The organism is Pantoea sp. AS-PWVM4 (assembly GCF_000468095.1).
Classification (GTDB): domain Bacteria; phylum Pseudomonadota; class Gammaproteobacteria; order Enterobacterales; family Enterobacteriaceae; genus Pantoea; species Pantoea phytobeneficialis.
The window spans coordinates 218,847-234,589 of sequence record NZ_ASZC01000006.1; the positions used below are offsets into that span (position 1 = coordinate 218,847).

The window sequence follows — 15,743 nt, forward strand, 5'->3', positions numbered from 1 at the left end:
CATGAGTTTTCAAACCATTTCCGTTATTGGACTGGGTTACATTGGGCTGCCGACCGCAGCCGTTTTTGCCTCTCGGGAAATTAAAGTGGTGGGCGTTGATATCAATGCCCACGCAGTCGAAACCATCAATCGTGGTGAAATTCACATTGTTGAACCGGAACTCGACAAGGTGGTCCACGAGGCCGTGCGGCGCGGTTTTCTGCGCGCCACGACCCAGGTGGAAGCAGCCGATGCCTTTCTGATTGCGGTTCCCACGCCTTTTATCGGTGATCACCAGCCGGATCTCAGCTATGTCCAGGCGGCAGCGTCTTCTATCGCTCCGGTATTAAAAGCGGGCGATTTAGTGATTCTCGAATCCACTTCCCCGGTTGGGACGACGGAACAGTTGGCCGCCTGGCTGGCGACTGCGCGTCCTGACCTGCGTTTTCCGCAGCATGGTGAGGCACCCGATATCGCCATTGCCTACTGCCCGGAGCGCGTGTTGCCTGGCAAAGTGATGGTGGAGTTGATTGAAAACGATCGCGTGATCGGTGGCATGACACCCGCTTGCTCCGCGCGTGCCAGCGAGCTGTACCGCATCTTCCTGCGTGGCGAGTGTGTAGAAACCCACGCGCGCACGGCGGAGATGTGCAAGCTGACAGAAAACAGCTTCCGTGACGTTAATATCGCGTTTGCCAATGAACTGTCACTGATCTGCGCTGAACAGGGAATTAACGTCTGGGAACTGATTGCGCTGGCGAATCGCCACCCACGCGTCAACATTCTGCAACCCGGCCCTGGTGTGGGCGGTCACTGCATTGCTGTCGATCCCTGGTTTATCGTGGCGCAAAACCCGCAGCAGGCGCGTCTGATCCGCACCGCGCGAGAAGTTAACGATGCCAAACCGTTCTGGGTTTTGGATCAGGTGAAGCAGGCGTTAGCCGAATGCCTGACCGCCAGTGGCAAACGCGCCAGCGAAGTGAGTATCGCCTGCTTTGGCCTGGCGTTTAAACCCAATATTGATGACCTGCGTGAAAGCCCGGCCATGACCGTGGCAGAACTGATTGCCGATTGGCACAGCGGCGCCACCTGGGTAGTTGAACCGCATATCAACACGATCCCTAACCGCCTGGCGGGTAAAGCTACGCTGGTAACGACCAACGAGGCACTTCAACAGGCTGATATTTTGGTGATGCTGGTTGATCACATGCCGTTCCGTGACATTGATGCTGCGCAGGTCACGCAGGCGTGGATTGTCGATACTAAAGGGGTTTGGCGATGAAACACTTTCTGGTCAACAACCATGTCCATCCGTGTCAGCATTAACCCACTGCCGTGGGAGAGTGGCTTCTTTAGCCTGAATACCGCGCGCCTCGATATCGATGGCGACACACCGCTGGCGCACGCATTGCAGCAGCCCTGTGGCTTGTGGCAAATCAAGGTCGCGGCTGAACGCAACGATGTGATCGATGCCATCAGCCAGCACGGTTTTCAGTTGGTGGAAGGGGAAGCCGATCTCGCCATCAATATCAAACGTACCGAGCGGCAAACTGGCGTGCGCATCGCGCGTGAAGCGCAGATCCCGGCATTGCGTGCCGCCGCCGGAGTGGCGTTTCGTCTGAGCCGCTTTCGTACCCCGTGGTTTAAGGCGGATGACAGCAGCCGTTTCTACGCACAGTGGATTGAGAACGCAGTACGCGGCACGTTTGATAACCAGTGCTTGATTGCCTGCGATGAACAGGGCGAATTGCAGGGTTTTGTCTCGATACGCGAGCAGGACGGTGATGCGCGCATTGGGCTGCTGGCGGTGTTGCCGGAAGCACAGGGTAAGGGTATCGGCCAGCGCTTGCTGCTGTCGGCCGCTGACTGGGGGAGGGTGCGCCAGCTTAATCGGCTACGTGTTGCTACCCAACTCAGCAATCTGACGGCGATGCGTCTCTATTTACGCAGCGGTGCACGGCTGGAAAGCACGGCTTACTGGTTCTACAGGAACGCACATGATCCCATTTAATGCGCCCCCGATCGTGGGCAGCGAAATTGAATATATGCAATCGGCGATGGCCAGCGGCAAGCTCTGCGGCGATGGCGGCTTTACCCGGCGTTGCCAGCAATGGATGGAGCAGCATTTCGGCAGCAAAAAGGTTCTGCTGACGCCTTCCTGCACGGCCTCGCTGGAGATGGCTGCGTTGCTGATTGATATCCAGCCCGGCGATGAAGTGATTATGCCGAGCTACACCTTTGTATCCACGGCCAATGCCTTTGTGCTGCGTGGTGCCACAATCGTGTTTGTGGATGTGCGCCCCGATACATTGAACATCGACGAAACCCTGATTGAAGCGGCGATCACCGAGAAAACCCGCGCTATCGTGCCAGTCCATTACGCCGGTGTTGCCTGCGAAATGGACACCATTATGGCGCTGGCGGCAAAGTATCAGCTTTACGTGATTGAAGATGCAGCGCAGGGGGTGATGTCAAACTACAAAGGGCGTGCGCTTGGCACCATCGGTCATATTGGTTGTTTTAGCTTCCATGAAACCAAAAACTACACCGCAGGTGGTGAAGGCGGAGCTACGCTGATTAATGACGCAAAAATGGTCGAGCGTGCTGAGATAATCCGGGAAAAAGGCACCAATCGTAGCCAGTTCTTTCGTGGCCAGGTGGATAAATACACCTGGCGCGACATCGGCTCCAGCTATCTGATGGCGGATTTACAGGCCGCGTATCTCTGGGCGCAGCTCGAAGTGGCCGAGCGTATCAATCAGCAGCGCCTGCGCCTGTGGAATAACTATTATGCGGCGCTTCAGCCGCTGGCGGCTGCCGGACGCCTTACCTTGCCGGTGGTGCCAGGCGACTGCCGCCACAACGCGCATATGTTTTACATCAAACTGCGTGACAGCAGCGATCGTCAGGCGCTGATCAACTGGATGAAAGAAGCCGAAATTCTCACCGTTTTTCATTACATCCCACTGCATTCATCACCGGCGGGCGCGCGTTTTGGCCGCTTCCACGGCGATGATGTTGTCACCACCCGTGAGAGCGAACGTTTGCTGCGTTTGCCACTGTTCTACAATCTGTCGGACAACAATCAGCGCACGGTGATCAATTCCCTGTTGAGCTTCTTTGCCTGATGTCACTCGCTAAAGCCTCGGTGTGGACCGCGTCGTCCACGCTGGTCAAAATTGTTGCTGGGTTGCTGGTGGTCAAATTGCTGGCCGTCAGTTTCGGCCCGGAAGGCATCGGCCAGGCCGGAAACTTCCGTCAGCTGATTACCGTGCTTGGTGTGCTGGCCGGTGCCGGCATATTTAACGGCGTGACCACCTATGTGGCGCAATTTCAGCAGCAACCCGCGTCGCTACGGGCTGTCACCGGAACGGCATCCGCGCTGGTGCTTGGCTTCTCCACGCTACTGGCGGTGGTGTTTTTGCTGGCTGCGGCACCGATTAGCCGGGCGTTATTCGGCCACGATCATTATCAGGGCGTGGTACGCATCGTGGCATTTCTCCAGCTTGGTATCGCTTGGGCGAATCTGACGCTGGCATTGTTGAAAGGTTTTCGTGATGCACGCGGTAACGCGTTGGCGCTGATTGCCGGTAGCCTGATTGGCGTGGTGGCGTATGCGCTGTGCTGGTGGATCGGCGGTTACGCCGGAGCATTGGTTGGGTTAGCGCTGGTGCCTGCGCTGGTGGTGATCCCAGCGCTGATGATGTTGCGACGTCATCAGCAGGTGTTGCCACTACGTTGGTTAAAACCGGTCTGGGAGCCGGAACTGGCGCGCAATCTGGCGAAGTTTACCCTAATGGCGCTGATCACCTCGGTGACGCTGCCGGTGGCCTGGGTGTTGATGCGAAACCTGCTGGCGCAACAGCAAGGCTGGGCGCAGGTCGGGTTGTGGCAAGGTGTCACCAGCATTTCTGATGCGTATCTGCAATTTATCACCGCCACCTTTAGCGTCTGGCTGTTGCCAACCCTGGCCCGGCTGGAGCATAAGCCACAGATTGCGCGGGAAATTTTGCGCGCGCTGCGCTTTGTTTTGCCCGCGGTGGCGGCTGCCAGCTTCTGCGTCTGGTTATTGCGTGATGTGGCCATCTGGCTGCTTTTCTCCACAAAGTTCGCCGCGATGCGCGATCTGTTTGTCTGGCAACTGTGTGGTGACGTGTTCAAAGTCGGTGCCTATGTCTTTGGTTACCTGGTTATCGCTAAAGCGTCGCTGCGTTTCTATATTTTGACGGAAGTCAGCCAGTTCATCTTACTGATGGCGTTTTCCCACTGGTTGATTCCGCTACATGGGACGGTCGGTGCCGCACAAGCCTACATGGCGACCTACATTTGCTACTTTGCGCTCTGCTGTGGCGCTTTTACCCTTTATTGCCAAAGAAAATGACGTTAACTCATGTGCTGGGATCGGATATCCCCCATCATAATCACACCGTGCTGCGCTTCTTTAATGATGTGATTAGCGCGCAACTGCCGCAGGATACGCCTCGTCGATTTATGGTGGTCACACCAACGCCAGACGCATTACAGGCTTATCAGGCATTGCAAATTGAAACCTTTCCCGACAAGCGGGCGCTGGCACGGGCGGTGATCAACCGTGCGACAGACCGGCAGCAGCGCTTCTTTTTCCACGGGCAATTTAATCCCGGGCTTTGGCTGGCGTTGTTGAGTGGCAAACTGCGGCGCAACCAGGCGTTCTGGCATGTATGGGGCGCAGATTTATATGAAGAGGGCAGCGGTCTGAAGTATCAGCTGTTCTATCTGCTGCGGCGTCTCGCGCAAGGGCGTATGGCGCGCGTGTTCGCGACACGCGGCGACCTGCACCATTATCAGCAACGGCATCCGCGGGTGCCGACATCTTTGCTTTATTTCCCGACACGGATGCCGGAATGTGCCGTGCCTGTTGCGACAGAACCGCATGATTTTACCGTGTTGTTGGGTAATTCGGGCGATCGCAGCAATCGCCATATCGCGGGTTTGCAGGCTATCAAGTCACAGTTTGGTGACCAAATAAAGGTGGTGATACCGCTTGGCTATCCCGCTAATAATGATACATATATTAACGAAGTCGCTACTGAAGCCGCGTTACTTTTCCCCAATGGGCAGGTTACGCTGTTGCGCGATAAGATCGATTTTGACGCCTATCTTGCGCTGCTCAGCCGTTGCCACCTGGGTTATTTTATGTTTGAACGCCAGCAGGGGATTGGTACCCTCTGCCTGCTGATTCAGGCTGGCATTCCGTTTGTTCTCAGCCGCAAAAACCCGTTCTGGCGCGATCTTAGTGAGCAGGGATTACCGGTGTTGTTCAGCGACGATGCTCTGGACAGCGCGCGGGTCGCAGAGGCACAGCGCCAGCTGATGCAGTGCGGTCCTGCCTCCATCGCATTCTTTGCCCCCGGCTATCTGGCAGGGTGGCGCGAGGCACTCACTCTGAGTGAAACGGAGAACTTATGACCCTCTTGCAGTTCAGCGGTCTGCTGGTGGTGTATTTGTTCTCGCTGGGTTTTATCCTGACTCTGACCTGGCGGGAATTTAAACGGGTGCGTTTCAACTTCCACCTGTTCTTTACCATTCTGTTTTTACTGACATTTTATTTTGGCTTTCCACTGACCAGCATTCTGGTGTTCCGCTTCAATATGGCGGTGGTGCCCGCAGAATTTCTGTTGCAGGCGCTACTGGCTGCCACCAGTTTCTATGCCATCTATTACGTGAGCTACAAAGTCCGTTTGCGTCCGGCCACTCGCGTGCCGCGCAAACCCTGGTTGCAGATGAACCGGGTGGAAACCCATCTCACCTGTCTGCTGTTGGCGCTGGTGGCAATCGGCACCGTAACGGTGTTTTTCCTGCATAATGGCTTGCTGCTGTTCCGGCTGACGGCCTATAACCAGATCTTCTCCAGCGAAGTCTCCGGTGTAGCGCTAAAACGCTTCTTCTACTTCTTCATCCCGGCGATGTTGATTCGTTACTTCCTCAACCCGACGCTGCGTCAGTGGCTGCTGTTTTTGCTGGTTTCCGTGGCTTTTGGCCTGCTGACCTATGCGTTGGTGGGGGGCACGCGCGCGAACATCATCATCGCCTTTGCGCTGTTCCTGTTTATCGGTATTACCCGCGGCTGGATCACGCTGTGGATGCTGGCTGCTGCGGGGGTGCTGGCGATTGGTGGCATGTTCTGGCTGGCGCTGCGTCGTTATAACCTCAATGTGATGGGGGATGAGGCGTTTTACACCTTCCTTTATCTGACGCGCGATACCTTCTCTCCGTGGGAGAATCTGGCGTTGTTGTTGCAGCACTACGACAAAATCTCGTTTCAGGGCTTGGCCCCAATGTGGCGTGATTTTTACGTATTTATTCCGAGCTGGCTGTGGCCGGGACGTCCGTCGATGGTGCTGAACAGCGCTAACTACTTTACCTGGGAAGTGCTGAATAACCACTCCGGGCTGGCGATCTCGCCAACGTTACTTGGGTCGCTGTTGGTGATGGGTGGCGTGTGGTTTATTCCGCTGGGTGCCGTTGCGGTGGGCCTGTTAATGAAAGGCTTCGATACGCTGTACGCGCGTGGTCGTCATGAGACTAATCGCTATAACGGGGCCATTTTGCAAAGTTTTTGTTTTGGTGCGGTGTTTAACATGATCGTGCTGGCGCGTGAGGGGCTGGATGCCTTCGGGTCACGCGTGGTGTTTTTCTGCGTTATTTTTGCCGCCTGCTTATTGGTGGCGAAGTTGCTTTACTGGCTGCTGGACCGTGCCGGATTGATCCGACAACGCGGTGAGCCGGTGTTACCCAGCCCTTTTTAACCTCCGGGGACAACAGGAAAACGTTTGACGTTGAATACGATAAAAAAAGAGGAGCGGCGTTATTCGCTACGCGGTATCGATCTCTACGCTTTTCAGGATGGGGCGTCCTTTCTCGACTTTCTTCTGCCTGACGAGAAGCCGCGCAGTGGTACGCTGGTGGCGATCAATGCCGAAAAGATGTTGACGCTGGAAAGCGATGCACAAGTCCGTGCGTTGATTGAGCAAGCCGAATTTAAATATGCCGATGGCATCAGCATTGTACATTCGTTACGCAAGAAATATCCGCAGCTACGGGTAAACAGAATTGCCGGAGCCGATTTGTGGGAGGCATTGATGGAACGTGCTGGCCGCAGTGGCATCCCGGTCTTTTTGATTGGCGGTCGTGACGCTGTGTTGCAGGAAACCTGCGAAAAACTACGCCGTCAGTGGCAGGTGAACATTGTCGGCAGCCAGGATGGCTATTTTACCCCGGATGAGCGCGAGGCGTTATTTACGCGTATTGCTGCCAGCAAAGCGCAGATTGTGACTGTCGCGCTGGGATCGCCACGTCAGGAGTTGCTGATGCGTGATTGCCGCGCCCATTGGCCCGACGCGCTGTATATGGGGGTAGGTGGCACCTATGATGTGTTTACCGGGCGGGTGGCGCGCGCGCCCCGTAGCTGGCAAAAACTTGGGCTGGAATGGCTGTATCGCTTGATTCGTCAGCCTTCGCGCTGGCGACGCCAAATAAAGTTGCTGAAATATTTAGGCTATCACTGGCGCGGCGATCTCTGATATTGCTGATTAATGCAGCAATTTCTGGTTGGGGCAGGCATAAAGTGCAGTATTTATCGACGGAATGCACAAAGCGTAACCAAACGCGTTTTTTTATGAAAAAAGCACTGGACAGTCTGGTATCAGGTCCGTAGTATGCACATCCGCAACGGCGCTACGCGCCCGTAGCTCAGCTGGATAGAGCGCTGCCCTCCGGAGGCAGAGGTCTCAGGTTCGAATCCTGTCGGGCGCGCCATTAAGTTTGTGCGCAAGAGCTTCGGTGGTTTTAAATACCGCGTTAGGCAGTAAAAAGATTTATGGTGGCTATAGCTCAGTTGGTAGAGCCCTGGATTGTGATTCCAGTTGTCGTGGGTTCGAGTCCCATTAGCCACCCCAGATTTTGCTGGGACATGCGAAGGTGGCGGAATTGGTAGACGCGCTAGCTTCAGGTGTTAGTGTCTTAACGGACGTGAGGGTTCAAGTCCCTCTCTTCGCACCAGGCAAAATATTAAGATAAAAAAAATCGGCGAGTAGCGCAGCTTGGTAGCGCAACTGGTTTGGGACCAGTGGGTCGGAGGTTCGAATCCTCTCTCGCCGACCATCTTAATATGAAAAACAACCTGCTAAGAGCAGGTTTTTTTTCGTCTGTAGAAAAGTGATTTCATGCCATTGTCTCTGTTCTGAGACATGCAACTTGTTGATTTATATGTGTTTTACATATCCTTGCATTGCCTGTCGCTCAGCGGAGACAATCTGGAGCCGATTTGTCGCTGTATCCCGACATCATCGTTTGGCTTTAGCACATCGATAAAAATAACCATCTGATAAATATAGATTTAATTTGTCATCTGCAAACCTGGCACGGCTTGTGCAATAATATCTTCGTAGATGCTCATTCCACCTCTTATGTCTGCTGATGCTGCATAAACCTGGGAATGATGCAGAGCCCCTTACGGTATCCGTTGTCCAGCCAGGCAGCATCGCGCAAGCCTTACTGCAAACCCGGACATTACGTTGAGTCGGATACCATCAGTTGTCTTACCGACCTGATCTTACACCTGCCTCTGGCAGGTGTTTTTTTATCTGCAAAATCTGCGCGATAAATCGTGCCGCTACCATCACATACATTCTGTAGTGACGTGATTTATCTCGCCTGATGATAGAATTTAGCGCAAAAAAAGCCGGGCAAGCCCGGCGTGCACAAAAATAACAATCGAGAAATCAGGCGCTGGGGTTGTTCTTCAACGTCAGCAGGAGTCCTTCACGACGCATCTTCGCCGCTTCTTCCGGCCGGTGCATGCGATCGTAGACATCTGCCAGCCATGCGTAATCAAACGCATCGGGACGCTGCGCCAGCGCCTGCTGGAAGGCTTCTGCTGCCTGCTGCCACTCGCCGTGACGCATCAGCATCTGACCCAGCGTGCTGTGCAGCAGCGGTGTTGCGCCGTGCTGTTTAATTTGATTGCGCAGCGCTTTCTCCAGCGACTCTGGATCGCCGCTTTTGATACGCGGCATCAGCAGCACCAGACGATCGTCGTACTGGCGCTTCAGCCCATCCAGCACGATAGCTTGCGCGGTATCCGGGTCATCGCACTCAATCAGATGCTCCGCCATTGCCACCTGCAACGCAGTTTCCTGACGGGTTTTACGGCTCTGATTTTGCCACCAGCGTTTCAGGCCATCGTTGCCCTGGTCGGCCATCGCCTGATTCATCAGGCCCAGCCATGCTTGCTGCTGGAGCGCTGCGCGCTGGGTATCATCGTTGATCTGCACTTTTTGCATCGAGGGCAGGATATCCAGCAGCGCGCCCCAGGCACCCGTACGGATATAGGCCTGCTCAGCCAAACGTAACACTTCAGGGTGACGTGGTGCCACTTCCAGCAAACGGTCGATGCCATGACGGGCGGCGTGGTCTTCATTGCGCGCCAGTTGCAGACGAACTCGGGTAATCTCCACCGGAATGGTGTCGTTTTGCGACAGCTCGGCGGCACGTTCCAGATGCTGGTTAGCGCGAAGCTCGTCGCCACGCTGCTGCGCTGCTTCTGCCGCCAGCAGATAGTTAGCGACTGGCTGGTCGGCGTGATCGGCATCTTTCGACAGCAGTTTCTCAACTTGCTTGTAATCGCCTTCTGCCAGCTTCATCAGCGCGGTTTGAGTATGACGCTGCGCGCGACGACGCTTACGACCGGTAAACCAGCCACGGGTACGTGCGCCGGTACGGAACAGACGGCGCAGCACCCACTCAACGAACAGAATCACCAGCAGGCTGAGGATCAGGATGATGGCCAGGCCGGTAACGCTGGTTTCAATGTTCCAATTGTCGGTCTGGATCAGCACATAACCCTGGTGACCGGCCAACATTGGGCCGAGCACCACACCGGCGATCAACAGCAGAAAAAGTACCAATACTTTTAGCATGCTTAGCCTCCCTGCTGGTCAGCCGCAACCGATGGCTGCGCCAACAGATTACGCACGCGGGTTTGCATCAACTTATCCAGCAGTTGCTGGCTTTCCAACGAATCAGGGACATCCATCGAGATACTTTGCTGGCTCAGCTCGTCCAGCTGATCAAGGAAGGCTTTGGTCGCGGCATCATTGGTATCATACCAGGCACGTACCCAGGTGGAGACGGCATCAATCGATTGTTTGTAGATTTCGTCCTGATGGCGTGGCACGGCCTGGGCGGCGATCAGCAGACGCGAACGGATATTTTCTCGCAGATAGACATCCTGGTTAGGCGCCAGCAGCGGCTGCGCGGTGTTATCGCGGCGGCGGATGGTGATAAAGCCGTCCATAAAGTTGTGCCAGCTTTTCACCAGATTCTGCCGCCATTCATGCAGTGAGCTGGAAAGCTCGCCGCTGTCGGCATCCATCGGCGAATCGTCGTTGTCGTTATCTGCCAGTCGCAGGTTATCCACGCCGTTCGACAGTTGATTCAGCTTGAGGATGATGCCGTCGTAATCGACCTGGCTGACGGCTGAAAGCGAGCTGATATCCTGAGTCAGGGCGCGACGTACATTCATTACGCTCGGATCATTCATTTCCGCGAGGCTGGTGTCTGCGCTTTTCAGCAACGCGGCTGCGGTGGTGACATCCTGATCGCTCCACAGCTTACGCCCCGCCAGTTTGACCAGATAATCAGCCTGCGCCAGCAGCCAGGTGCGGGTATCGTTACCCGAAATAGTGGCGACTTTTTGCCGTAAGGCTTCCAGCTCTTTGGCGCTGGCGTCTTGTTGGTTACGTGCTTCCTGCAAGGCGCTGTTGGCGCTTTCCAGTTGCTGCGTCAGCTGTTGTTTATCGCTGCCCAGTTGCTGTTGCAGTGCGCTCAGTTGCTCACTCAGATTCTGGTTAGTCTGAGCCTGTAAGTCGGCCTGGTGTTTCCCATTCAGGTAAAGGCCCGCGCCAATCGCCAGCGCAATCACAATCGCCACCGCACCCAGCACCTTGCCATCGCGTTTGTTGTCGCGCGGTGATTTTTTAGCTGGAGGAGTAGCGTTGTCGCCCGCTGGTGTGGTTTCGTCAACCACGGCGGAGGAGGCTTTTTGTTCCGTCATTGCGGCTCATCCCAATGTTAAGTTCAGCGTAACGCACGCAGCAGCGCATCGTTATCGGCACCATCGGCTACATCAATATCCTGCCAGCCCAGTGTGGCTGCCAGGGTAGCCAAACGTTCACTGACGACCACCAGCCGACAGTGTAATAACCATTCCCGTCGATCGATTGGCGGAAACAGCGCAAACAGTTGTTGTAACATTTCACCGCTGGTCACCACCAGCGTGGTAATTCCGCGATCGCGCCAGCGACGCCCCTCAACGGCACCGTCATAGGTTTTTTCACAACGTTGGTAGCATTCGCAGTAACGCACATCGGCACCGCGTTCCGTCAGGGTATCTGCCAGCAACTCACGACCGGGACTGCCGCGCAGAATTAAGGCACGTTTGCCGTTCACCTGTTGTAAACGGTTGAGACGCACCAGTTCTTCGCTGGTTTCCCGCGCATGAGGATAGTCTACTTTCAGATTACTGACGGTATGCAACGCCAGCGCGGTGCTGCGGCCAATGGCGTAGTAATCAAGATGCGTGGGCCAGGCGAAGCCCTGACTTTGCAACGCCGGGTGGGCAAAGGTCACCACCTGTTGTGACAACAAGAACACCAGGTCACCGGGTTGCAGTGCGGCAAGTTGTTGTGGCAAGTGAACAATATCGCGACCCGGTGTGAACTCAATCAGCGGTAAGATCCACGCCAGTTTCCCCTGGGTTCGCAAACGTGCGACCAGTTCACTGGCTGCTGGCTCGGGACGGGTCACGAGAATGGTCATGCAGGCGGCTGCCCCTGATAAACCTCACGCAGAATCTCGCGTGCGCCATTTTCCAGTAGCTCTTCCGCCAGCGAAATACCCATTTGCTCCGCCTGATCACGCGGGCCACGACGTTCGCCGGTGATCATCTGGCTGCCATCTGGTGAACCCACCAAACCACGCAGCCACAGCTGATCGCCTTCCAGCACCGCAAAGCTACCAATCGGTACCTGACAGCCGCCTTCCAGACGGGTGTTCATGGCGCGTTCAGCGCGCACGCAAACCGCGGTATCGCCGTCATTCAGCGCCTGGAGCAGGGCAATCAGTTCGGCATCGTCGAGGCGGCATTCAATGCCGACTGCGCCCTGACCGACGGCCGGTAATGAGATTTCAGCGGGTAACGCGAAGCGGATGCGCTCTTCCAGGCCAAGACGCTTAAGGCCCGCAGCAGCCAGAATAATGGCGTCATACTCACCGGCATCCAGTTTGCCCAGGCGGGTGCCGACATTGCCGCGCAGCGAGCGAATCACCAGGTCGGGACGGCGTGCGCTGAGCTGGCACTGACGGCGTAAGCTTGAGGTGCCGACGACCGCGCCCTGCGGCAGTGCATCGATAGAATCGTAATGATTGGAGACAAAGGCGTCGCGTGGGTCTTCGCGCTCGCAGATGGTGACCAGGCCGAGTCCTTCAGGGAAATCTACCGGCACATCTTTCATCGAATGCACGGCGAGGTCGGCGCGATTTTCCAGCATCGCCAACTCCAGCTCCTTGACGAAAAGCCCTTTTCCCCCCACTTTAGCCAGCGGCGTATCAAGGATGACATCACCTTTGGTGACCATTGGCACCAGCTCTACGCGCAGACCAGGGTGCGCCGTCATCAGGCGTTGCTGGACATATTGTGCCTGCCAGAGTGCGAGGGGACTTTGTCTTGTAGCAATTCTGAAAATTTTGTCTAACATGCTGTTAACCGTTTTGATCGTTCATCGAATATCCTACCATCGATAGGGGAATGCTGTCAGTTTCAACGGATTGAAAAGACTCTGATGTCAGATTTCGCCGCGATCACCGGGGAATAATCTGAGGTCATAGTCCGAAAACGCAGGGGTTAGTTCGGAACGTGCTAAACTGTTAAGTAGCGCAACTTTCTTTACGGTCAATCTGCCAGGTGTTAGATTGATCACGTTTCCAGCAATAATTTGCCCGATATCTTTATTATTAAGTGGCAGGTTTCGGAAACAGGGTGCTTAACACTGGGACAATCAGGCGAAACGTCTTGTACCTCTACATTGAGACACTGAAACAGAGACTGGATGCTATCAACCAGCTGCGTGTAGATCGCGCGCTGGCTGCGATGGGACCTGCTTTCCAGCACGTCTACAGTCTGCTGCCAACATTACTGCATTATCATCATCCGCTGATGCCGGGTTACCTTGAGGGTAACGTTCCACATGGCATCAGCTTTTACACGCCTGATGAAAACCAACAACAACTGTTGCAGGATCTGGCGGGTAAACAGCCGCTACATCTCAGCACCGGTGCCAAAGGCGAAATGCCGATCACCGGCATCTACTCAATGGGCAGCACCTCCTCTGTCGGCCAGAACAGCGTCTCCGATCTTGATATCTGGGTTTGTCATCAATCCTGGTTGGATAATGAAGAGCGCCTCAACCTGCAACGTAAATGTACCTTGTTGCAGAAATGGTGCGTCTCAATGGGGGTGGAAGTCAGCTTCTTCCTAATCGATGAGAACCGTTTCCGTCATAACGAAAGCGGCAGTCTCGGTGCAGAAGATTGCGGCTCGACCCAACATATTTTGCTGCTGGATGAATTTTACCGTACCGCTGTGCGTATGGCCGGTAAACGTATCCTGTGGAACATGGTGCCCGGTGAAGAGGAGCATCATTACGACGATTACGTCATGTCGCTGTACGCCCAGGGCGTGCTGACACCGAACGAATGGCTTGATCTGGGTGGCCTCGGCACCCTGTCAGCCGAAGAGTATTTCGGTGCCAGCCTGTGGCAGCTGTATAAAAGCATCGATTCACCGTACAAAGCGGTGCTGAAAACGCTGCTGCTGGAAGCCTATAGCTGGGAATATCCCAATACCCAACTGCTGGCGATGGACATCAAGCAGCGCCTGCACGACGGCGAAATTGTCTGCTTCGGTCTTGATCCCTACTGCATGATGCTGGAACGCGTGACGCGTTATCTCACCAGTATTGACGATTTGGCACGTCTTGATCTGGTGCGTCGCTGCTTCTACCTCAAAGTATGTGAAAAACTTTCCAGTGAAGAGAGCCATCACCGCTCCGGCTGGCGCCGCGAAATCCTGTCGCAGCTGGTGAAAGAGTGGGGCTGGGACGACGAGAAGCTGGCGGTGCTGGATAACCGCGCGCAGTGGAAAATCGAGCGCGTGCGTGAAGCGCACAATGAATTGCTGGATGCGATGATGCAGAGCTATCGCAACCTGATCCGTTTCGCACGCCGTAACAATTTAAGCGTCAGCGCCAGCCCGCAGGACATCGGCGTGCTGACGCGTAAACTGTATGCTGCCTTTGAAGCGCTACCCGGCAAGGTGACGCTGGTGAACCCGCAGATTTCGCCCGACCTGTCGGAAGATAATCTGACCTTTATTCACGTCCCGGCTGGTCGCGCCAATCGCGCAGGTTGGTATCTGTATAACCAGTCGCCGGACATGAGTTCCATCATCAGCCATCAGCCGCTGGAATATAACCGCTACCTGAACAAACTGGTGGCGTGGGCGTGGTTTAACGGTTTGATGACCAGCAAAACCCGGCTGCATATCAAGGGCAATGAACTCTGCGATCTGCCGCGTTTGCAGGAGCTGGTGAATGATGTCTCGCATCATTTCCCGCTGCGCGTACCGGCACCGACGCCAAAAGCGCTCTACAGCCCGTGTGAAATTCGACACCTGGCGATTATCGTTAACCTCGAACACGATCCCACCTCCGCGTTCCGCAATCAGGTGGTGCATTTCGATTTCCGTAAACTGGACGTGTTTAGTTTCGGTCAGCAGCAGCAATGCCTGATTGGCAGCATTGATCTGTTGTACCGCAACTCGTGGAATGAGGTGCGTACGCTGCACTTCAGCGGCGAGCAGGCGATGATCGAAGCGCTGAAAACCATCCTTGGCAAAATGCATCAGGATGCTGCCCCGCCGGATACGGTAGAGGTGTTCTGCTACAGCCAGCATCTGCGCGGCCTGATTCGTACCCGCGTCCAGCAGTTGGTGTCAGAATGCATCGAGTTGCGTCTTTCCAGTACCCGTCAGGAACCGGGCCGCTTCAAAGCATTGCGCATGGCGGGCCAGACCTGGGGGCTGTTCTTTGAACGCATGAGCGTGTCGGTGCAGAAACTGGAAAATGCGGTCGAGTTCTACGGCGCGATTTCCAATAACAAGCTGCATGGACTGTCGATTAAAGTGGAGTCGAACCAGACGCCGCTGCCACCGGTGGTTAACGGCTATGCCAGCGAAGGCATCATCCAGTTCTTCTTTGAAGATACCAATGATGATCGCGGCTTCAACATTTATATCCTCGACGAAACCAACCGCGTTGAGGTGTACCATCATTGCGAAGGCAGCAAAGAAGAACTGGTGCGTGACGTCAGCCGTTTCTACTCGTCATCGCATGACCGTTTTACCTACGGTTCCAGCTTTATCAACTTCAACTTGCCGCAGTTCTATCAGATTGTGAATGCAGGCGATCGCTTCCAGGTGATCCCCTTCCGCAGTCAGACGCTGACGCAGCTGTGCGCCACACAGCCTGACAACGACAACGGCGATTTCCAGCCGCGTTATCAAATGCACTGATCCTGCCCGCGCTCGCGTGGCAGGTGTCGGACCTGTAACGTGTTTGCCGGTATTTCCTGTTGCTTTTACAACGTCAACTGCGATGATAAGCATC

At 55.1% G+C, this 15,743-nt stretch carries 12 protein-coding genes and 4 tRNA genes; 12 read left to right on the plus strand and 4 right to left on the minus strand.

The features are described 5' to 3' along the window. Position 1 precedes the first annotated feature (1 nt). From wecC to L579_RS08220, 11 genes are all read left to right on the plus strand, one after another. Complete coding sequence (gene wecC, locus L579_RS08170; protein ID WP_021183780.1) at positions 2-1,261, plus strand: UDP-N-acetyl-D-mannosamine dehydrogenase; 1,260 nt, start codon at positions 2-4, stop codon at positions 1,259-1,261. 21 nt (positions 1,262-1,282) lie between these two features. Continuing rightward, entirely contained in the window at positions 1,283-1,990 is a 708-nt protein-coding gene (gene rffC, locus L579_RS08175; RefSeq protein ID WP_021183781.1) for a dTDP-4-amino-4,6-dideoxy-D-galactose acyltransferase, read from the plus strand. Continuing rightward, entirely contained in the window at positions 1,977-3,107 is a 1,131-nt protein-coding gene (gene rffA / locus L579_RS08180; RefSeq protein ID WP_021183782.1) for a dTDP-4-amino-4,6-dideoxygalactose transaminase, read from the plus strand. The genes rffC and rffA overlap by 14 nt, the downstream gene beginning before the upstream one ends. Continuing rightward, on the plus strand, positions 3,107-4,360 hold the full coding sequence (wzxE, locus tag L579_RS08185) for a lipid III flippase WzxE (RefSeq protein WP_021183783.1): 1,254 nt from the start codon (positions 3,107-3,109) through the stop codon (positions 4,358-4,360). Before rffA ends, wzxE begins: the two co-directional genes overlap by 1 nt. Next, entirely contained in the window at positions 4,357-5,427 is a 1,071-nt protein-coding gene (locus tag L579_RS08190; RefSeq protein ID WP_021183784.1) for a TDP-N-acetylfucosamine:lipid II N-acetylfucosaminyltransferase, read from the plus strand. The genes wzxE and L579_RS08190 overlap by 4 nt, the downstream gene beginning before the upstream one ends. After that, complete coding sequence (gene wzyE, locus L579_RS08195) at positions 5,424-6,767, plus strand: ECA oligosaccharide polymerase (protein WP_021183785.1); 1,344 nt, start codon at positions 5,424-5,426, stop codon at positions 6,765-6,767. Before L579_RS08190 ends, wzyE begins: the two co-directional genes overlap by 4 nt. Positions 6,768-6,791: 24 nt before the next feature. Beyond that, positions 6,792-7,541 carry a lipopolysaccharide N-acetylmannosaminouronosyltransferase gene (wecG, locus tag L579_RS08200; protein WP_021183786.1) on the plus strand — a complete coding sequence of 250 codons (750 nt, stop codon included), beginning with the start codon at positions 6,792-6,794 and terminating at the stop codon, positions 7,539-7,541. Between the two features lie 158 nt (positions 7,542-7,699). Further along, positions 7,700-7,776: transfer RNA gene (locus tag L579_RS08205), tRNA-Arg, on the plus strand. 64 nt (positions 7,777-7,840) lie between these two features. Continuing rightward, positions 7,841-7,916, plus strand: a tRNA-His gene (locus L579_RS08210). Between the two features lie 16 nt (positions 7,917-7,932). Then, positions 7,933-8,019 (plus strand) — tRNA-Leu (locus L579_RS08215). 25 nt (positions 8,020-8,044) lie between these two features. Next, positions 8,045-8,121, plus strand: a tRNA-Pro gene (locus L579_RS08220). Between the two features lie 620 nt (positions 8,122-8,741). On the opposite strand, the gene hemY is transcribed toward L579_RS08220, so the two are convergent. Genes hemY through hemC form a run of 4 tightly spaced genes read right to left on the minus strand, consistent with a single transcriptional unit; the run spans position 8,742 to position 12,776 of the window. Continuing rightward, entirely contained in the window at positions 8,742-9,938 is a 1,197-nt protein-coding gene (gene hemY / locus L579_RS08225) for a protoheme IX biogenesis protein HemY (RefSeq protein WP_021183787.1), read from the minus strand. Positions 9,939-9,940: 2 nt separating this feature from the next. Beyond that, positions 9,941-11,074, minus strand: coding sequence for a uroporphyrinogen-III C-methyltransferase (hemX, locus tag L579_RS08230; protein WP_021183788.1), 1,134 nt, complete (start codon positions 11,072-11,074; stop codon positions 9,941-9,943). 23 nt (positions 11,075-11,097) lie between these two features. Beyond that, positions 11,098-11,838, minus strand: a complete 741-nt coding sequence (hemD, locus tag L579_RS08235; protein WP_021183789.1) for a uroporphyrinogen-III synthase — start codon at positions 11,836-11,838, stop codon at positions 11,098-11,100. Next, positions 11,835-12,776 (minus strand): hydroxymethylbilane synthase, encoded by a 942-nt coding sequence (gene hemC / locus L579_RS08240; RefSeq protein WP_021183790.1) that lies wholly within the window; start codon positions 12,774-12,776, stop codon positions 11,835-11,837. Before hemC ends, hemD begins: the two co-directional genes overlap by 4 nt. A gap of 314 nt (positions 12,777-13,090) precedes the next feature. Between hemC and L579_RS08245 the strand changes: the two genes are divergently transcribed. Further along, positions 13,091-15,649, plus strand: coding sequence for a class I adenylate cyclase (locus L579_RS08245; RefSeq protein WP_021183791.1), 2,559 nt, complete (start codon positions 13,091-13,093; stop codon positions 15,647-15,649). The last annotated feature ends 94 nt before the right edge of the window (positions 15,650-15,743 follow it).